Source organism: Enterobacter cloacae complex sp. 397G4 (assembly GCF_050031515.1).
GTDB classification, from domain to species: Bacteria; Pseudomonadota; Gammaproteobacteria; order Enterobacterales; family Enterobacteriaceae; genus Enterobacter; species Enterobacter hormaechei_C.
In genome coordinates, this window is sequence record NZ_JBLGWE010000001.1 from 253,131 (window position 1) to 273,020 (window position 19,890).

Annotated in this window: 16 protein-coding genes; 7 read left to right on the forward strand and 9 right to left on the reverse strand. The window is 54.7% G+C overall.

The features are described 5' to 3' along the window. The first annotated feature begins 1 nt into the window (after position 1). From nusG to rpoC, 7 genes are all read left to right on the forward strand, one after another. Complete coding sequence (nusG, locus tag ACQG1Y_RS01260) at positions 2–547, forward strand: transcription termination/antitermination protein NusG (RefSeq protein ID WP_003862341.1); 546 nt, start codon at positions 2–4, stop codon at positions 545–547. A gap of 156 nt (positions 548–703) precedes the next feature. Further along, positions 704–1,132 carry a 50S ribosomal protein L11 gene (gene rplK / locus ACQG1Y_RS01265; protein WP_003862340.1) on the forward strand — a complete coding sequence of 143 codons (429 nt, stop codon included), beginning with the start codon at positions 704–706 and terminating at the stop codon, positions 1,130–1,132. Positions 1,133–1,135: 3 nt separating this feature from the next. Then, on the forward strand, positions 1,136–1,840 hold the full coding sequence (gene rplA / locus ACQG1Y_RS01270) for a 50S ribosomal protein L1 (protein WP_006810530.1): 705 nt from the start codon (positions 1,136–1,138) through the stop codon (positions 1,838–1,840). A gap of 289 nt (positions 1,841–2,129) precedes the next feature. Then, the gene (gene rplJ, locus ACQG1Y_RS01275) at positions 2,130–2,627 is read left to right on the forward strand and encodes a 50S ribosomal protein L10 (protein WP_003862338.1); all 498 of its coding nucleotides are present in this window, start codon (positions 2,130–2,132) and stop codon (positions 2,625–2,627) included. 66 nt (positions 2,628–2,693) lie between these two features. After that, on the forward strand, positions 2,694–3,059 hold the full coding sequence (gene rplL / locus ACQG1Y_RS01280) for a 50S ribosomal protein L7/L12 (RefSeq protein WP_002445276.1): 366 nt from the start codon (positions 2,694–2,696) through the stop codon (positions 3,057–3,059). 319 nt (positions 3,060–3,378) lie between these two features. Next, on the forward strand, positions 3,379–7,407 hold the full coding sequence (gene rpoB / locus ACQG1Y_RS01285) for a DNA-directed RNA polymerase subunit beta (protein WP_015569976.1): 4,029 nt from the start codon (positions 3,379–3,381) through the stop codon (positions 7,405–7,407). 76 nt (positions 7,408–7,483) lie between these two features. Beyond that, positions 7,484–11,707: a DNA-directed RNA polymerase subunit beta' gene (rpoC, locus tag ACQG1Y_RS01290; RefSeq protein ID WP_017384083.1), complete on the forward strand. Its 4,224-nt coding sequence runs from the start codon at positions 7,484–7,486 to the stop codon at positions 11,705–11,707. A 115-nt stretch (positions 11,708–11,822) separates the two neighbouring features. Here rpoC and ACQG1Y_RS01295 read toward each other — a convergent pair whose 3' ends face one another. The 9 genes from ACQG1Y_RS01295 to thiC form a co-directional block, all read right to left on the reverse strand. Further along, positions 11,823–12,140 (reverse strand): PTS lactose/cellobiose transporter subunit IIA, encoded by a 318-nt coding sequence (locus tag ACQG1Y_RS01295; protein WP_003862327.1) that lies wholly within the window; start codon positions 12,138–12,140, stop codon positions 11,823–11,825. After that, the gene (locus tag ACQG1Y_RS01300; RefSeq protein ID WP_010425948.1) at positions 12,140–12,448 is read right to left on the reverse strand and encodes a PTS sugar transporter subunit IIB; all 309 of its coding nucleotides are present in this window, start codon (positions 12,446–12,448) and stop codon (positions 12,140–12,142) included. Before ACQG1Y_RS01300 ends, ACQG1Y_RS01295 begins: the two co-directional genes overlap by 1 nt. A 180-nt stretch (positions 12,449–12,628) precedes the next feature. Then, the gene (locus ACQG1Y_RS01305; protein ID WP_414234760.1) at positions 12,629–14,170 is read right to left on the reverse strand and encodes a sensor domain-containing diguanylate cyclase; all 1,542 of its coding nucleotides are present in this window, start codon (positions 14,168–14,170) and stop codon (positions 12,629–12,631) included. A gap of 338 nt (positions 14,171–14,508) precedes the next feature. Next, on the reverse strand, positions 14,509–15,636 hold the full coding sequence (thiH, locus tag ACQG1Y_RS01310; protein WP_015569973.1) for a 2-iminoacetate synthase ThiH: 1,128 nt from the start codon (positions 15,634–15,636) through the stop codon (positions 14,509–14,511). Continuing rightward, positions 15,636–16,403 carry a thiazole synthase gene (gene thiG, locus ACQG1Y_RS01315; RefSeq protein ID WP_023302917.1) on the reverse strand — a complete coding sequence of 256 codons (768 nt, stop codon included), beginning with the start codon at positions 16,401–16,403 and terminating at the stop codon, positions 15,636–15,638. The genes thiH and thiG overlap by 1 nt, the downstream gene beginning before the upstream one ends. Before the next feature lies 1 nt (position 16,404). Continuing rightward, positions 16,405–16,605, reverse strand: a complete 201-nt coding sequence (thiS, locus tag ACQG1Y_RS01320) for a sulfur carrier protein ThiS (RefSeq protein WP_015569971.1) — start codon at positions 16,603–16,605, stop codon at positions 16,405–16,407. Further along, positions 16,589–17,344: a thiazole biosynthesis adenylyltransferase ThiF gene (gene thiF / locus ACQG1Y_RS01325; RefSeq protein ID WP_023302918.1), complete on the reverse strand. Its 756-nt coding sequence runs from the start codon at positions 17,342–17,344 to the stop codon at positions 16,589–16,591. The genes thiS and thiF overlap by 17 nt, the downstream gene beginning before the upstream one ends. After that, entirely contained in the window at positions 17,331–17,972 is a 642-nt protein-coding gene (thiE, locus tag ACQG1Y_RS01330) for a thiamine phosphate synthase (RefSeq protein WP_045348337.1), read from the reverse strand. Before thiE ends, thiF begins: the two co-directional genes overlap by 14 nt. Further along, positions 17,972–19,867 carry a phosphomethylpyrimidine synthase ThiC gene (thiC, locus tag ACQG1Y_RS01335; protein WP_368740916.1) on the reverse strand — a complete coding sequence of 632 codons (1,896 nt, stop codon included), beginning with the start codon at positions 19,865–19,867 and terminating at the stop codon, positions 17,972–17,974. Before thiC ends, thiE begins: the two co-directional genes overlap by 1 nt. Positions 19,868–19,890 lie beyond the last annotated feature (23 nt).

Here is a 19,890-nt window from a genome sequence, read left to right on the forward strand (position 1 = left end):
GATGTCTGAAGCCCCTAAAAAGCGCTGGTACGTCGTTCAGGCGTTTTCCGGTTTTGAAGGCCGCGTAGCTACGTCGCTGCGTGAGCATATCAAATTACATAATATGGAAGAGTTATTTGGCGAAGTTATGGTTCCGACCGAAGAAGTGGTTGAGATCCGTGGCGGCCAACGTCGCAAAAGCGAGCGTAAATTCTTCCCGGGTTACGTGCTGGTTCAGATGGTGATGAACGACGCGAGCTGGCACCTGGTGCGCAGCGTACCACGCGTGATGGGCTTTATCGGCGGCACATCTGACCGTCCGGCGCCAATCAGCGACAAAGAAGTTGATGCGATTATGAACCGCCTCCAGCAGGTTGGTGATAAACCGCGTCCGAAAACGCTGTTTGAACCGGGTGAGATGGTTCGTGTTAACGACGGTCCGTTTGCTGACTTCAATGGCGTCGTCGAAGAAGTGGACTACGAGAAGTCCCGCCTGAAAGTTTCCGTTTCTATCTTTGGTCGTGCGACCCCGGTAGAGCTGGACTTTGCTCAGGTAGAAAAAGCCTAAGCAGCGATCAAAAAAGCGACGATTTAATCGTTGCACAGGGCGCGAGATTGGAATACAATTTCGCGCCTTTTGTTTTTATGGGCCCCGGCCCGTAAAACGAATTTTATTCACGGGGAGCCTCTCCGAGGCGTTATTACCCAATCAGAGGATTTTAGAATGGCTAAGAAAGTACAAGCCTACGTCAAGCTGCAGGTTGCAGCAGGTATGGCGAACCCAAGTCCACCAGTTGGTCCAGCTCTGGGTCAGCAGGGTGTGAACATCATGGAATTCTGTAAAGCGTTCAACGCCAAAACTGAATCCATGGAAAAAGGTCTGCCAATCCCAGTTGTAATCACTGTTTACGCTGACCGTTCTTTCACTTTCGTTACCAAAACCCCTCCAGCAGCAGTTCTGCTGAAGAAAGCAGCGGGCATCAAGTCTGGTTCCGGTAAGCCGAACAAAGACAAAGTGGGTAAAATTTCCCGCGCTCAGTTGCAGGAAATCGCGCAGACCAAAGCTGCCGACATGACTGGTTCCGACATTGAAGCGATGACTCGCTCCATCGAAGGTACTGCACGTTCCATGGGCCTGGTAGTGGAGGACTAAGAAATGGCTAAACTGACCAAGCGCATGTCCGTGATCCGTGACAAAGTTGATGCGACCAAACAGTACGACATCAACGAAGCTATCGCTCTGCTGAAAGAACTGGCAACTGCTAAGTTCGTTGAAAGCGTTGACGTTGCCGTTAACCTGGGCATCGACGCTCGTAAATCCGATCAGAACGTTCGTGGCGCAACTGTACTGCCACACGGTACTGGCCGTTCCGTACGCGTAGCTGTATTTGCTCAGGGTGCAAACGCTGAAGCTGCTAAAGCTGCCGGCGCTGAACTGGTAGGTATGGAAGATCTGGCTGATCAGATCAAGAAAGGCGAAATGAACTTTGACGTTGTTATTGCTTCTCCAGATGCAATGCGCGTTGTTGGCCAGCTGGGCCAGGTTCTGGGTCCACGCGGCCTGATGCCAAACCCGAAAGTGGGTACTGTAACGCCTAACGTTGCTGAAGCGGTTAAGAACGCTAAAGCAGGTCAGGTTCGTTACCGTAACGACAAAAACGGCATCATCCACACCACCATCGGTAAAGTGGACTTTGACGCTGACAAACTGAAAGAAAACCTGGAAGCTCTGCTGGTTGCGCTGAAAAAAGCAAAACCAACTCAGGCGAAAGGCGTGTACATCAAGAAAGTTAGCATCTCCACCACCATGGGTGCAGGTGTTGCAGTTGACCAGGCTGGCCTGAGCGCTGCTGCAAACTAATGCCTTTACGTGGGCGGTGATTTTGTCTACAATCTTACCCCCACGTTTGCTAACAAAAGTTAGCGGCTAAAAGAATTGTTCGTTGGAGCCTGGCCTATCCAGGCCTCCGTCGAAGACCGCAGGTGTTTCGCAAGAAACTTAATCCCCTGCGTAGACGGTGACAGAACGCTAAGATTATTTTAAATACTCTGGCTTGTTTCTGCTCACCGTATTAAGACGCTCTTCCCGTTGGGTCGAGTGAAGTGAGTTCCGGAACATGAGTTCCGGCAAACATCCAGGAGCAAAGCTAATGGCTTTAAATCTTCAAGACAAACAAGCGATTGTTGCTGAAGTCAGCGAAGTAGCCAAAGGCGCGCTGTCTGCAGTAGTTGCGGATTCCCGTGGCGTTACTGTAGACAAAATGACTGAACTGCGTAAAGCAGGTCGTGAAGCTGGCGTATACATGCGTGTTGTTCGTAACACCCTGCTGCGTCGCGTAGTTGAAGGTACTCAGTTCGAGTGCCTGAAAGACACGTTTGTTGGTCCGACCCTGATTGCATACTCTATGGAACACCCGGGCGCTGCTGCTCGTCTGTTCAAAGAGTTCGCGAAAGCGAATGCAAAATTTGAGGTCAAAGCTGCAGCCTTTGAAGGTGAGTTGATCCCGGCATCGCAAATCGATCGCCTGGCAACCCTGCCGACCTACGAAGAAGCAATTGCACGCCTGATGGCAACCATGAAAGAAGCTGCGGCTGGCAAACTGGTTCGCACTCTGGCTGCTGTACGCGATGCGAAAGAAGCTGCTTAATCGCAGTTATCTTTATAAAGCATTTGCTTACGTATAAACTTATTCTGATTTTCAGGAACAATTTAAATGTCTATCACTAAAGATCAAATCATTGAAGCAGTAGCAGCTATGTCCGTAATGGACGTTGTAGAGCTGGTTTCTGCAATGGAAGAAAAATTCGGTGTTTCTGCTGCTGCTGCTGTAGCTGTAGCTGCGGGCCCGGCTGAAGCTGCTGAAGAAAAAACTGAATTCGACGTAATTCTGAAAGCTGCTGGCGCGAACAAAGTTGCTGTAATCAAAGCAGTACGTGGCGCAACTGGCCTGGGTCTGAAAGAAGCTAAAGACCTGGTAGAATCTGCTCCAGCTGCGCTGAAAGAAGGCGTGAGCAAAGACGACGCAGAAGCACTGAAAAAATCTCTGGAAGAAGCTGGCGCTGAAGTTGAAGTTAAATAAGCCAACTTTTCTGGTTGCAGCCTAAGTAATTAGGCTGATGGCTGGTGACTTTTTAGTCACCAGCCTTTTTGCGCTGTAAGGCATCAGCAGCATTTCACACTGTTTGACTGCTGGTTGTCCTGACAATGCTTGTTTCTATCGACGACTTAATATACTGCGACAGGGTGCTCGCTCTGTGTAAATCGCAATGAAATGGTTTAAGCGTGATAGCAACAGGTATTGCGGAAAGTATTCAATTTTCCGGTCCACAAAATGGTGTTGCACAAACTGTCCCTTCGTCGGACAGATGGGTCGACTTGTCAGCGAGCTGAGGAACCCTATGGTTTACTCCTATACCGAGAAAAAACGTATTCGTAAGGATTTTGGTAAACGTCCACAAGTTCTGGACATTCCATATCTCCTTTCTATCCAGCTTGACTCGTTCCAGAAGTTTATCGAGCAAGATCCTGAAGGGCAGTACGGCCTGGAAGCAGCCTTCCGTTCCGTGTTCCCGATTCAGAGCTACAGCGGTAATTCCGAGCTGCAGTACGTCAGCTACCGCCTTGGCGAACCGGTGTTTGACGTTCAGGAATGTCAGATCCGTGGCGTGACCTATTCCGCACCGCTGCGCGTAAAACTGCGTCTGGTGATCTACGAGCGCGAAGCGCCGGAAGGCACCGTAAAAGACATTAAAGAACAAGAAGTCTACATGGGTGAAATTCCACTCATGACGGACAACGGTACTTTCGTTATCAACGGTACTGAGCGTGTTATCGTTTCCCAGCTGCACCGTAGCCCGGGCGTCTTCTTCGACAGCGATAAAGGTAAAACGCACTCTTCCGGTAAAGTACTGTATAACGCACGCATCATTCCTTACCGTGGTTCATGGCTGGACTTCGAATTCGATCCAAAAGACAACCTGTTTGTCCGTATCGACCGTCGTCGTAAGCTGCCTGCAACCATCATTCTGCGTGCACTGAACTATACCACTGAGCAGATCCTGGACCTGTTCTTTGAGAAAGTGATCTTTGAAATCCGCGACAACAAGTTGCAGATGGAGTTGGTGCCGGAACGTCTGCGTGGTGAGACCGCGTCGTTCGACATCGAAGCCGACGGCAAAGTGTATGTGGAAAAAGGTCGCCGTATCACCGCGCGCCACATCCGCCAGCTGGAAAAAGATGATATCAAACACATCGAAGTTCCGGTTGAATACATTGCAGGAAAAGTAGCCGCGAAAGATTACGTTGATGAATCAACTGGCGAGCTGATCTGCCCGGCGAACATGGAGCTGAGCCTGGATCTGCTGGCTAAGCTGAGCCAGTCTGGCCACAAACGTATCGAAACGCTGTTCACCAACGATCTGGACCACGGTCCGTACATCTCTGAGACTGTACGCGTCGACCCAACCAACGATCGTCTGAGCGCGCTGGTCGAAATCTACCGCATGATGCGTCCTGGTGAGCCACCAACTCGCGAAGCGGCTGAAAGCCTGTTCGAGAACCTGTTCTTCTCCGAAGACCGCTACGATCTGTCCGCGGTTGGTCGTATGAAGTTCAACCGTTCTCTGCTGCGCGACGAGATCGAAGGTTCCGGTATCCTGAGCAAAGACGACATCATTGAAGTGATGAAGAAGCTCATCGATATCCGTAACGGTAAAGGCGAAGTGGACGATATCGACCACCTCGGCAACCGTCGTATCCGTTCCGTAGGCGAAATGGCGGAAAACCAGTTCCGCGTTGGCCTGGTACGTGTAGAGCGTGCGGTGAAAGAGCGTCTGTCTCTGGGCGATCTGGATACCCTGATGCCTCAGGATATGATTAACGCGAAGCCGATTTCTGCGGCAGTGAAAGAGTTCTTCGGTTCCAGCCAGCTGTCTCAGTTCATGGACCAGAACAACCCGCTGTCTGAGATCACGCACAAACGTCGTATCTCCGCACTCGGCCCAGGCGGTCTGACCCGTGAACGCGCAGGCTTTGAAGTTCGAGACGTACACCCGACTCACTACGGTCGCGTATGTCCAATCGAAACGCCTGAAGGTCCAAACATCGGTCTGATCAACTCCCTGTCCGTGTACGCACAGACGAACGAATACGGTTTCCTCGAGACCCCGTATCGTAAAGTGACCGACGGTGTTGTTACTGACGAAATTCATTACCTGTCTGCTATCGAAGAAGGCAACTACGTTATCGCTCAGGCGAACTCCAACCTGGATGACGAAGGCCACTTTGTAGAAGATCTGGTTACCTGCCGTAGCAAAGGCGAATCCAGCTTGTTCAGCCGCGACCAGGTTGACTACATGGACGTATCCACCCAGCAGGTGGTATCCGTCGGTGCGTCCCTGATCCCGTTCCTGGAACACGATGACGCCAACCGTGCATTGATGGGTGCGAACATGCAACGTCAGGCCGTTCCAACTCTGCGTGCTGATAAGCCGCTGGTTGGTACCGGTATGGAACGTGCTGTTGCCGTTGACTCTGGTGTTACAGCAGTTGCTAAGCGTGGCGGTACCGTTCAGTACGTTGACGCATCCCGTATCGTTATCAAAGTTAACGAAGACGAGATGTATCCGGGCGAAGCGGGTATCGACATCTACAACCTGACCAAATACACCCGTTCTAACCAGAACACCTGTATCAACCAGATGCCATGTGTGTCTCTGGGTGAGCCAGTTGAGCGCGGCGACGTGCTGGCAGACGGTCCGTCCACCGACCTCGGTGAACTGGCGCTCGGTCAGAACATGCGCGTAGCGTTCATGCCGTGGAACGGTTACAACTTCGAAGACTCCATCCTCGTCTCCGAGCGTGTGGTTCAGGAAGATCGTTTCACCACCATCCACATTCAGGAACTGGCATGTGTGTCCCGTGACACCAAGCTGGGGCCAGAAGAGATCACCGCTGACATCCCGAACGTGGGTGAAGCTGCGCTCTCTAAACTGGATGAATCCGGTATTGTTTACATCGGCGCGGAAGTGACCGGCGGTGACATTCTGGTTGGTAAGGTCACGCCGAAAGGCGAAACCCAGCTGACGCCAGAAGAGAAACTGCTGCGTGCTATCTTCGGTGAGAAAGCGTCTGACGTTAAAGACTCTTCTCTGCGCGTACCAAACGGTGTTTCCGGTACGGTTATCGATGTTCAGGTCTTCACCCGTGACGGCGTTGAGAAAGATAAGCGTGCGCTGGAAATCGAAGAGATGCAGCTCAAACAGGCTAAGAAAGACCTGTCTGAAGAACTGCAAATCCTCGAAGCAGGTCTGTTCAGCCGTATCTATGCGGTGCTGGTTGCCGGAGGCGTTGAAGCTGAGAAGCTCGACAAACTGCCACGCGATCGCTGGCTGGAACTGGGCCTGACCGACGAAGAGAAACAGAATCAGCTGGAACAGCTGGCTGAGCAGTATGACGAACTGAAACACGAGTTCGAGAAAAAACTCGAAGCGAAACGCCGCAAAATCACTCAGGGCGACGATCTGGCACCAGGCGTGCTGAAGATTGTTAAGGTGTATCTGGCTGTTAAACGTCAGATCCAGCCTGGTGATAAGATGGCAGGTCGTCACGGTAACAAGGGTGTTATCTCTAAGATCAACCCGATCGAAGATATGCCGCACGATGCTAACGGTACGCCGGTAGATATCGTACTGAACCCACTGGGCGTACCGTCTCGTATGAACATCGGTCAGATTCTGGAAACCCACCTGGGTATGGCTGCGAAAGGTATCGGCGATAAGATCAACGCCATGCTGAAACAGCAGCAGGAAGTCGCGAAACTGCGCGAGTTCATCCAGCGTGCCTACGATCTGGGTACCGACGTTCGTCAGAAAGTCGACCTGAACACCTTCAGCGATGAAGAAGTGCTGCGTCTGGCAGAGAACCTGCGCAAAGGTATGCCAATTGCAACGCCGGTATTCGACGGTGCAAAAGAAGCTGAAATTAAAGAGCTGCTGCAACTGGGTGGTCTGCCAACGTCTGGTCAGATTACGCTGTTTGACGGCCGTACCGGTGAACAGTTCGAGCGTCCGGTAACCGTAGGTTACATGTACATGCTGAAACTGAACCACCTGGTCGACGACAAGATGCACGCTCGTTCTACCGGTTCTTACAGCCTGGTTACTCAGCAGCCGCTGGGTGGTAAGGCTCAGTTCGGTGGTCAGCGCTTCGGGGAGATGGAAGTGTGGGCGCTGGAAGCATACGGCGCAGCATACACCTTGCAGGAAATGCTCACCGTTAAGTCTGATGACGTGAACGGTCGTACTAAGATGTATAAGAACATCGTAGACGGCAACCATCAGATGGAACCGGGCATGCCAGAATCCTTCAACGTACTGTTGAAAGAGATTCGTTCGCTGGGTATCAACATCGAACTGGAAGACGAGTAATTCTCGCTCAAACAGGTCACTGCTGTCGGGTTAACGCCCGACAGCAGAGTGTGCTAACTCCGACGGGAGCAAATCCGTGAAAGACTTATTAAAGTTTCTGAAAGCGCAAACTAAAACCGAAGAGTTTGATGCGATCAAAATTGCTCTGGCTTCGCCAGACATGATCCGTTCATGGTCTTTCGGTGAAGTTAAAAAGCCGGAAACCATTAACTACCGTACGTTCAAACCTGAGCGTGACGGCCTTTTCTGTGCGCGTATTTTCGGGCCAGTAAAAGATTACGAGTGCCTGTGCGGTAAGTACAAGCGCCTGAAACACCGTGGTGTGATCTGTGAGAAGTGCGGCGTTGAAGTGACCCAGACCAAAGTACGCCGTGAGCGTATGGGCCACATCGAGCTGGCGTCTCCGACCGCTCACATATGGTTCCTGAAATCTCTGCCGTCCCGTATCGGTCTGCTGCTGGATATGCCGCTGCGCGATATCGAACGTGTTCTGTACTTCGAATCTTATGTGGTTATCGAAGGCGGGATGACCAATCTGGAACGTAACCAGATCCTGACCGAAGAACAGTATCTGGACGCGCTGGAAGAGTTCGGTGACGAATTCGACGCGAAGATGGGTGCGGAAGCTATCCAGGCCCTGCTGAAGAGCATGGATCTGGAGCAAGAGTGTGAAACTCTGCGCGAAGAGCTGAACGAAACCAACTCCGAAACCAAGCGTAAAAAGCTGACCAAGCGTATCAAACTGCTGGAAGCGTTCGTTCAGTCTGGTAACAAACCAGAGTGGATGATCCTGACCGTTCTGCCGGTTCTGCCGCCAGATCTGCGTCCGCTGGTTCCGCTGGATGGCGGTCGTTTCGCAACGTCGGATCTGAACGATCTGTACCGTCGCGTGATCAACCGTAACAACCGTCTGAAACGTCTGCTGGATCTGGCTGCGCCGGACATCATCGTACGCAACGAAAAACGTATGCTTCAGGAAGCAGTCGATGCCCTGTTGGATAACGGTCGTCGTGGTCGTGCGATCACCGGTTCTAACAAACGTCCTCTGAAATCTTTGGCCGACATGATCAAAGGTAAGCAGGGTCGTTTCCGTCAGAACCTGCTCGGTAAGCGTGTTGACTACTCCGGTCGTTCTGTAATCACCGTAGGTCCATACCTGCGTCTGCATCAGTGCGGTCTGCCGAAGAAAATGGCACTGGAGCTGTTCAAACCGTTCATCTACGGCAAGCTGGAACTGCGTGGCCTCGCCACCACCATCAAAGCCGCGAAGAAAATGGTTGAGCGTGAAGAAGCTGTCGTTTGGGATATCCTGGACGAAGTGATCCGCGAACACCCGGTACTGCTGAACCGTGCACCAACTCTGCACCGTCTGGGTATCCAGGCCTTTGAGCCAGTCCTGATCGAAGGTAAAGCGATCCAGCTGCACCCGCTGGTTTGTGCGGCCTATAACGCCGACTTCGATGGTGACCAGATGGCTGTTCACGTACCGCTGACGCTGGAAGCCCAGCTCGAAGCGCGTGCGCTGATGATGTCTACCAACAACATCCTGTCTCCAGCGAACGGTGAACCTATCATCGTTCCTTCTCAGGACGTTGTACTGGGTCTGTACTACATGACCCGTGACTGTGTTAACGCCAAAGGCGAAGGCATGGTGCTGACTGGCCCGAAAGAAGCTGAGCGTATTTATCGCGCTGGCCTGGCCTCTCTGCATGCGCGCGTTAAAGTGCGTATCACCGAATACGAAAAAGATGAAAACGGCGAGTTCGTTGCGCACACCAGCCTGAAAGACACGACCGTTGGCCGTGCCATTCTGTGGATGATCGTACCGAAAGGTCTGCCTTTCTCCATCGTCAACCAGGCGCTGGGCAAGAAAGCGATCTCCAAAATGCTGAACACCTGTTACCGCATTCTGGGTCTGAAGCCGACCGTTATCTTCGCTGACCAGACAATGTACACCGGCTTTGCTTATGCAGCGCGTTCAGGTGCATCTGTTGGTATCGATGACATGGTCATCCCAGAGAAGAAACACGAGATCATCTCTGAAGCGGAAGCTGAAGTTGCTGAGATCCAGGAGCAGTTCCAGTCTGGTCTGGTAACCGCAGGCGAACGTTACAACAAAGTTATCGATATCTGGGCTGCGGCGAACGATCGTGTATCTAAAGCGATGATGGATAACCTGCAAACCGAAACCGTGATTAACCGTGACGGCGTAGAAGAGCAGCAGGTCTCCTTCAACAGCATCTACATGATGGCCGACTCCGGTGCGCGTGGTTCTGCGGCACAGATTCGTCAGCTGGCAGGTATGCGTGGTCTGATGGCGAAGCCAGATGGCTCCATCATCGAAACGCCAATCACCGCGAACTTCCGTGAAGGTCTGAACGTACTCCAGTACTTCATCTCCACGCACGGTGCGCGTAAAGGTCTGGCGGATACCGCACTGAAAACGGCGAACTCCGGTTATCTGACGCGTCGTCTGGTTGACGTTGCGCAGGATCTGGTCGTCACCGAAGACGATTGTGGCACCCTCGAAGGTATCACCATGACCCCGGTTATCGAGGGTGGTGATGTTAAAGAGCCGCTGCGCGATCGCGTACTGGGTCGTGTGACTGCGGAAGACATTCTGAAGCCGGGCACCGCAGACATTCTGGTTCCACGCAACACCCTGCTGCACGAACAGTGGTGTGACCTGCTGGAAGCGAACTCTGTTGACTCCGTGAAAGTGCGTTCCGTTGTATCCTGTGACACCGACTTTGGTGTGTGTGCGCACTGCTACGGTCGTGACCTGGCGCGTGGCCACATCATCAACAAAGGTGAGGCTATCGGCGTTATCGCGGCACAGTCCATCGGTGAGCCGGGTACACAGCTGACGATGCGTACGTTCCACATCGGTGGTGCGGCATCTCGTGCGGCTGCTGAATCCAGCATCCAGGTGAAAAACAAAGGTAGCATCAAGCTCAGCAACGCGAAGTCGGTTGTGAACTCCAGCGGTAAACTGGTTATCACTTCCCGTAACACCGAGCTGAAGCTGATCGACGAATTCGGTCGTACCAAAGAGAGCTATAAAGTGCCTTACGGTGCGGTTATGGCGAAAGGTGATGGCGAGCAGGTTGCTGGCGGTGAAACCGTTGCAAACTGGGATCCACACACCATGCCGGTTATCACCGAAGTAAGTGGTTTCATCCGCTTCACTGACATGATCGACGGCCAGACCATTACTCGTCAGACCGACGAGCTGACCGGTCTGTCTTCTCTGGTGGTTCTGGATTCTGCTGAACGTACTACCGGCGGTAAAGATCTGCGTCCTGCACTGAAAATCGTTGATGCTCAGGGTAACGACGTTCTGATCCCTGGTACCGATATGCCTGCGCAGTACTTCCTGCCGGGTAAAGCGATTGTACAGCTGGAAGATGGCGTACAGATCAGCTCTGGTGACACCCTGGCGCGTATTCCTCAGGAATCCGGCGGTACCAAGGACATCACCGGTGGTCTGCCACGCGTTGCGGACCTGTTCGAAGCACGTCGTCCGAAAGAGCCTGCGATCCTGGCTGAAATCAGCGGTATCATCTCCTTCGGTAAAGAGACCAAAGGTAAGCGCCGCCTGGTTATTACGCCAGTAGATGGCAGCGAGCCGTACGAAGAGATGATTCCTAAGTGGCGTCAGCTCAACGTGTTCGAAGGTGAACGCGTAGAACGTGGTGACGTGGTTTCCGATGGTCCAGAAGCGCCGCACGACATCCTGCGTCTGCGTGGTGTGCATGCTGTTACCCGTTACATCGTTAACGAAGTACAGGACGTATACCGTCTGCAAGGCGTTAAGATTAACGATAAACACATTGAAGTTATCGTTCGTCAGATGCTGCGTAAAGCAACCATCGAAAACGCGGGCAGCTCCGACTTCCTGGAAGGCGAGCAGGTTGAATACTCACGCGTTAAGATCGCTAACCGCGATCTGGAAGCGAACGGCAAAATCGGTGCGACCTTCGCACGCGATCTGCTGGGTATCACCAAAGCGTCTCTGGCAACCGAGTCCTTCATCTCTGCTGCATCGTTCCAGGAAACCACTCGTGTCCTGACCGAAGCGGCTGTTGCAGGTAAACGTGATGAACTGCGCGGTCTGAAAGAGAACGTTATCGTGGGTCGTCTGATCCCGGCCGGTACCGGTTATGCGTACCACCAGGATCGTATGCGCCGTCGCGCAGCGGGCGAACTGCCAGCTGCACCGCAGGTGACTGCCGAAGATGCATCCGCGAGCCTTGCAGAACTGCTGAACGCAGGTCTGGGCGGTTCCGACAACGAGTAATCGTTGATGCCCGGTAGGTAAAATTACCGGGCATATGAATCACAGGTCGGGTAAGCGTAGCGCCACCCGACAATAAAAAACCCGCCTCGGCGGGTTTTTTTACATCTGTATGTCTTCAGTTCACTAACGGGATACGTCGATAAAGCTCAATCATATCGCCCGCCAGATCCTGAATAACCATCGCGTTCATCAGGTGATCCTGAGAGTGAACGGTGATCAGGTTAACCGGAAGTTTCCCGGTCCCTTCATCAAGACCGATAAGCTGCGTCTGGATCGTATGCGCATGTTTCACATATTCACGCGATTCTTCCATCGCTTTCTCGGCTTCGTCAAAGTCGCCTTTTCGCGCCATCTGCAACGCCGTCAGGGCCGCGCTGCGCGCTGCGCCTGCGTTGACCAGCAGTTCCATAATCGTGGTTTCTAAGTCTTCCATTATGACTCCAGAAGTTTGAGCGCTTTTTCCAGTACGGCATCACCTTTCATCATGCCGTAATCCATCATGTCGATGACCGCAACCTTTTTTCCGAGCGGATCGGCCTGCGCCTGGAGTTTTGCCTGTTCGTATTTAACCTGTGGCCCCAGTAATACGATATCAGCCGTCGCGATGTTATCTTTAAACTCCGCGACCGGAACGGCTTTAATGGTTACTTCGACTCCTTTTTTCTGCGCGGCATCTTTCATACGTTGAACCAGCATGCTGGTTGACATTCCCGCTGCACAGCATAAAACGATGTTCTTCATAGTCAGCCTCGATCTACATGTGTTTATTGATAATTATCCCGTGCAGACCGCTTCAACAACCGCTTTACCGCGATTGTGTGTCAGGCATCACAAAGAAATCGGCATTTTCCTGAAACCGGTTACAATTTTACAGCGGAGAGCATTCTGCCCGTCAGATCGGGCAGAATTTGAGGAAGGGTATTATCGGCTGGCCGTGCTTACGATGCGGTTTTTACCCTGTTGTTTAGCGATATACAGCGCTTCATCTACGCTACCGATAAATTGTTCCAGCGGTTCGAAGTGCCACTCCCCCATCCCGGCGCTGAAGGTCACTCGCAGATTCTCTTCCCGCCAGGTCCGCTTTTCAACGGCGGTGCGCCAGGCTTCCAGTAGCGCGTGCGCGGAGTTCATCAGCTCGGCCGGGAATATCACGCCGAACTCTTCTCCACCGTAGCGGTAAACGGAAACGTGGTGCGGCTGCATGATCTGAATACCTTCCCGCGCCACGTTGCGCAGCACAATATCCCCGCTCAGGTGGCCCCAGGTGTCGTTAATGGATTTGAAGTTATCGATGTCGATCAGCGCCAGAACGAAGGGTTGATGAGCGGTCAGCAGCTCATCCACATCGTTATCGAACGCACGGCGATTTTTGCAACCTGTCAGCGCATCATGGGTGGCCTGACGGACATAGGCCAGCTCGCGTTCTTTATTGGTTCGAATGGTATGGCTGAGCATCGCCTCAAGGCGTGGTGCCTGGTTGACGTCGCCGGTTTTGATGGCGTTGATAATGTTCATCAGCACAGAACGCGAGGCATGACGAAGGTAAAGCCCGAACAAAATGATGATGATTGCCGCCAGCGCAAATCCCCAGCCGACGACGGTGGTTTCATGCCGGGTGATGACGTTAAGCGTGGCATCGGAGACCCGATAAATCACAAACCAGTCCGGATTGGTGAAAGAGTAGTAGTAATACCAGGTTTTACTTTTGGGGTCGAAAAGATGGCCTTCGCCGCTGGTCATTTTGTCCATCAGCGCTTCGCTTACGTACTGCTTAAAGAGCGCCCCCGTGTCCGGATGCAGCACAACGGCGCCGTCACGCTCCACGACAAAAAACTCACCCTGAACAGGCGCCACCATCTGGCGCAGGGTATACCCCATGGACGTTAAATCAAGATGGAAAGCGAGCGTGCCCTTCAGACGGCCTTCCGGTGAAATGACCGGCTTATAGAGGGTGACAGTAGGATGTTGGGTGAAATAGTCCAGATAGGGGCGGGTGTAGTGAGGAAAGTTGCTGGCTTCCGCTTGCCCGACAAACCATGGGCGGGTTCTGGCGTCGAACGACTTACTTTTCTCCGTTGGCAGCACTTCCGGCGCGCGCAGATGGCGCCCTTCTGTGTCCGCCAGAGAGATAGACGACACCGTCGGCATCAGGTTCTGCAAATGCATCAACATCTGCAAACCGTGTGTCGGATCGATATTTATTGTCTGATTTACTCTGTCGTTACGGGCGAAGTACATCGCAGCGCGACCAAGAATATAGTCATTTTCTCGCAGGATGGATTCGGTATAGTTCACCGCCAGATTATGGGTGAAATTACCATTAATTTTATGATAATCCTCAAGAAAATCCTTTCTCTGTGAAAGGATGACCAGGATGGCGATCAGCGCGAAACTGAACAGGATCCCCGCGAAGCTGACCATAATTGGCCGGGTAAAAGAGAGCTTTTTACTGTGGAGTGCCATGAGTTGTACATCAATCCAGATGGTAGACGCGTTGCGTCTGTCGATACCCTCAGCATAGTCGCTGTCCGGTTGCTGGTAGTAAATTATACAGAAGGCGATTACCGACGAGATGATTTATCTTAAGCGTAGATAAGAAACGACGTATTTATTGTATCAATTGAATTTTGTTTAAGAGGCGGAGGGCAGGGCGAAACGAGGAAGAAGCATTTTCACCCTGGTCAGCGTCCGTTGCTGACGTGGTTAAGCATAAGAAAACCGGGCAGATCGCCTCAATCGCCCGGTTATGATCTTACGAGCCGCCTCGTAACCTTTTCGCATTTTTGCAGACAGTTTCAGCGCTAATGCGAGGCTCTTCCCAGCCAGCTATCCCAGTCTTTCCACACCGGCTGTAGCCCCTGTGCAGTCAGGGCTTCCGCCACCGCTTCGGGCCGTCGGCCGTCGTGCGGTGCAAACTGTTCCAGTTCCGGGTGATCGTCCGCGTAACCGCCCGGCTGCGTTTTGGAAAAGGCGCTGACGTTATTGATCGCCAGCGGGATCGCGCGGTCGCGAAACGCGGGGGATTCACGCGTGGAGAGCGACAATTCCACTTCCGGCGCGAACAGGCGAAATGCACACAGGGTTTGCACCAGCTGGCGCTCATCCATCAGCGAGGCGGGTTCAACGCCTCCCGTACAGGGACGCAGTCGCGGGAAAGAGATGGAATAGCGGCTTTGCCAGTACTGCTGCTGTAGCCACAGCAGATGCTCCGCCACCATATAGCAGTCCACCCGCCAGCTGTCGGACAGACCGATAAGCGCGCCCAGCCCAATTTTATCGATACCGGCGCGCCCCAGCCTGTCCGGCGTTTCCAGCCGGAAGATGAAATCCTGCTTCTTCCCTTTCAGGTGATGCCGGGCATAGGTCGCCTCATGGTAGGTTTCCTGATAAACCATTACGCCGTCCAGCCCGAGGGTTTTCAGCTCCGCATATTCCTCCTGCGACAGAGGCTGCACTTCCATTTGCAACGAGGCAAATTCGCGGCGGATGGCCGGAAGATGCTGGCGAAAATAGTCCATCCCCACTTTGCCCTGATGTTCACCCGTCACCAGCAGGAGATGTTCAAAACCCATCTCACGAATAGCCGCACACTCGCGGGCGATCTCATGCTCATCCAGCGTTTTACGCTTAATACGGTTGCTCATGGAGAAACCACAGTAGGTGCAGTCATTGGCGCACAGATTAGAAAGATAGAGCGGCACGTAAAAGCTCACCGTGTTGCCAAAACGCTGGCGGGTGAGGCGTTGCGCGCGCTGGGCCATCGGTTCAAGGTACGCGCTGGCTGCCGGAGAAAGCAGGGCCATCAAATCTTCGCGCGTCAAATGTTTGGCTGTTAATGCCCGCTCTACGTCCGCAGAGGTTTTACTGTTGATGCGTAAGGCAATATCGTCCCAGTTAAGCTGACGCCAGCGATCGGTAAAGGTAGCCATCAGAGCGCCTCCAGAAAATCGGTCAGCGGGCTGGTGGCCTGCGCCTGAACACTGCGCGAGCCGGGGCCGGACTGCCGAGCCAGCAGACCGGACTCGACGGCAAGGCGGAACGCACGCGCCATCATCACCGGGTCGTCGGCCACCGCAATCGCGGTATTGACCAGCACCGCATCGGCCCCCATCTCCAGTGCCTGCGCGGCGTGACTGGGTACGCCGATGCCCGCATCCACCACCACGGGCACGGTCGCCTGCTCGATGATGATCTCCAGCATCGCCCGGGTCTCCAGTCCCTGGTTGGAGCCAATGGGCGCCCCTAGCGGCATTACAGCCGCGCAGCCGACCTCTTCCAGACGCTTGCACAGCACAGGATCGGCACCACAGTAGGGCAGAACGGTAAACCCCTGCTGCACCAGCTTCTCTGCCGCTTTCAGGGTTTCGATCGGATCGGGCAACAGCCAGCGGGCGTCCGGATGAATTTCCAGCTTCAGCCAGCGGGTGCCGAGCGCTTCCCGCGCCAGTTGCGCAGCGAAAATTGCTTCCTCGGCCGTTTTCGCACCGGAGGTATTCGGTAAGAGCGTCACGCCTGCCTCCAGTAACGGCGCAAGTATGGCATCGTTGTGCTGACGCAAATCCACGCGCTTCATCGCCAGCGTCACCAGCTGGCTGCCGCTTTCACGAATGGCATCCACCATCAGTTGCGGGGAGGCGAATTTTCCGGTTCCGGTAAACAGATGTGAATCAAAGACTTTGTCGGCAATACGTAACATCTCAGCCCCCTGCGATAACCTGAAACAGCAGGATCTGGTCGCCCTCATTGACCTGCTGATGTTCCCACCGCTCGCGCGGCAGGATCTGTTGATTGAGCGCAAGCGCCGTTCCCGGCTTCAGCTGGCGCAGCATGTCGAGCAGGGCGGCAACGGTGAGATCGTCGTCGCACGTCATCGGCTCATCGTTAAACAGAATGCGCATTGCGGCCTCCGCATACCGGGCAGTGGCTGGCACGGTTCAACGCCAGATGACGCCAGCCGCTGGAGCGGGCATCGAACAGCCGCAGCGTGTTGCGTTCTGTCTCCATGCCGCTGAGCAACTTGATGGCCTCCAGCGCCTGAAGAGTACCCATCACGCCCACCACCGGGCCCAGAATGCCTGCCGTGCGGCAGTTACGCTCCGGTTCAGCCTCGTCCGGCCACAGGCAGCGGTAGCAGCCCTGTGCCCACGGCGGCGTAAGCACCATTATTTGCCCACCGAAACCGACCGCGCTGGCGGTGATCAGCGGCGTGTTCTGCGCAACACAGGCCGCGTTGATGGCCTGACGTGTCGCCATATTGTCCGTACAGTCCAGCACCACGTCGGCAAGGGCCACTTCGCGTTGCAGATCTTCCCCGCTCAGCCGCGTCTGGAGTGCGACCAGTTCGATATCGGGGTTAAGCTGGTTCAGCCGCTGGCGCGTAACGTGCGCTTTAGGCTGGTTGATATCTTCTGTCGTAAAGAGAATTTGCCGTTGCAGATTGCTGAGATGTACCTCGTCGTCATCGGCCAGCACCAGCGTGCCCACGCCCGCGCCGGCCAGATACAGCGCGGCGGGGGTGCCTAATCCGCCCAGACCGACAATCAGTACCCGGCTGGCGAGCAGCTTTTGCTGCCCCTCGATGGCGATATCCTCCAGCAGGATCTGGCGGCTGTAACGCATAAAATCACGATCTTTCATCGCCTGCTCCTGCCAGTTGTAAAAGCTGCGCGGTGGCGGCCTGCCAGTCTGCCGCCTGGGTGATAGCGCTGACGACGGCGATACTGCCGACGCCGGTCTCCAGCACCGCGGGCGCACGTTCAAGACTGATCCCGCCGATGGCGACGGTGGGGTAATCGGCAAGGCGCTTAACGTGGGCCGCCAGCTGCGTCAAACCCTGTGGAGCGGACGGCATCTGTTTGGTTTGCGTTGGGAAAACGTGCCCGAGCGCGATGTAAGAGGGGCGGGCCGCCAGCGCCACGTTGATCTCCATATCATCGTGGGTAGAAACGCCCAGCCGCAGACCGGCGTCACGGATCGCGTTGAGATCGGTCGTTTCCAGATCTTCCTGTCCCAGATGCACGCCGTACGCCTGGTGTTTAACCGCCAGCCGCCAGTAGTCGTTGATAAACAGGCGGGCGTGGTAGCGACGTCCCAGCGCGATAGCGGCGATCACGTCGGCCTCCACCTCTTCATCGCGTTTATCCTTGATGCGTAGCTGGAGGGTGCGAACGCCAGCTTCCAGCAGGCGGGCGATCCACGCCACGCTGTCCACCACCGGGTAAAGCCCTAAGCGGAAGGGGACAGGGGGGAAATCAGGCTGGTACATTATGCCTCCTCTTTTTTGAGGTAGATTTCGCCGCCTTTCGCGCGGAAGGTTTCCGACATGTCCGCCATGCCGACTTCAATGGTCTGCGCGGCGGCGTAATCGCGTACTTCCTGGCTGATCTTCATCGAGCAGAATTTAGGTCCGCACATGGAGCAGAAGTGCGCAACTTTGCCCGATTCCTGCGGCAGGGTTTCGTCGTGATAGGCGCGGGCGGTGAACGGATCGAGGGCCAGGTTAAACTGGTCTTCCCAGCGGAATTCAAAGCGCGCTTTGGACATGGCGTTGTCGCGAATTTGCGCGCCCGGATGGCCTTTCGCCAGATCCGCCGCGTGGGCGGCAATCTTGTAGGTGATCAGCCCCTGCTTCACGTCCTCTTTGTTTGGCAGCCCGAGGTGCTCTTTCGGCGTCACGTAGCAGAGCATGGCGCAGCCGAACCAGCCGATCATCGCCGCGCCAATGCCTGACGTGAAGTGGTCGTAGCCCGGCGCAATATCGGTGGTCAGCGGCCCCAGGGTGTAGAACGGTGCTTCGTGGCAGTGCTCCAGCTCCTCGGTCATGTTGCGACGGATCATCTGCATCGGCACATGGCCCGGGCCTTCAATCATCACCTGCACGTCGTACTCCCAGGCGATTTTGGTCAGCTCGCCCAGCGTGTGCAGCTCGGCAAACTGCGCCTCGTCGTTAGCATCGCGGATGGAGCCAGGACGCAGGCCGTCGCCCAGCGACAGGGAGACGTCGTACGCGGCGCAAATTTCGCAGATTTCGCGGAAGTGTTCGTAGAGGAAGTTTTCCTGATGATGGGAAAGGCACCATTTCGCCATAATCGAACCGCCGCGTGAGACGATACCGGTCAGACGTTTCGCCGTCATCGGCACGTAGCGCAGCAGCACGCCCGCGTGGATGGTGAAGTAGTCCACGCCCTGCTCGGCCTGCTCCAGCAGCGTGTCGCGGAACGCTTCCCAGGTGAGGTTTTCGGCGATGCCGTTGACCTTCTCCAGCGCCTGATAAATCGGGACGGTGCCAATCGGCACCGGGCTGTTATGCAGGATCCACTCGCGGGTCTCATGAATATAGCGGCCAGTGGAAAGGTCCATCACCGTGTCCGCGCCCCAGCGCGTCGACCAGACCAGCTTTTCCACCTCTTCTTCGATGGATGACGTCACCGCTGAGTTGCCGATGTTGGCGTTGACCTTCACCAGGAAGTTGCGGCCGATAATCATCGGCTCGGATTCCGGGTGGTTGATGTTGGCGGGGATAATGGCGCGCCCGGCGGCCACTTCGTCACGCACAAATTCCGGCGTGATGTTTTCCGGCAGGCGAGCGCCAAACCCTTCACCAGGATGCTGGTGGCGCAGCACTTCGCTGCGGATGCGCTCGCGGCCCATGTTTTCGCGGATGGCGATGAACTCCATCTCCGGCGTGACGATACCCTGGCGCGCGTAGTGCAGCTGGGTGACGCATTTGCCCGCTTTAGCGCGTTTCGGCGTCAGCAGGCCGGTAAAGCGCAGCTCGTCCAGACCGTCGTCGGCCAGGCGCGCGTTGGTATACGCCGAGCTGCGCACGCTCAGTTCTTCGCAGTCGTTACGGGCGTCAATCCACGGCTGGCGCAGTTTTGCCAGACCCTGCTGTACGTTGATAGCAACAGAAGGGTCTCCGTACGGGCCGGAGGTGTCATACACCGGCACGGCTTCGTTGTCTTCAAACTGCGGGTTTTCTTTGCTGCCGCCGATAAGCGTCGGGCTGAGCTGGATTTCGCGCATCGGCACGCGGATATCAGCCTGTGAACCGGTGATGTAGATGCGCGTTGAGTTCGGGAAAGCGGTGCCTTCCAGGGTGTCGATGAAGCGTTGTGCGTGTTCGCGCTGTTCGCGGCGGGTCAGTTTTGTTGTAGACATAGCTCATTCCAGATGTGAAGGAC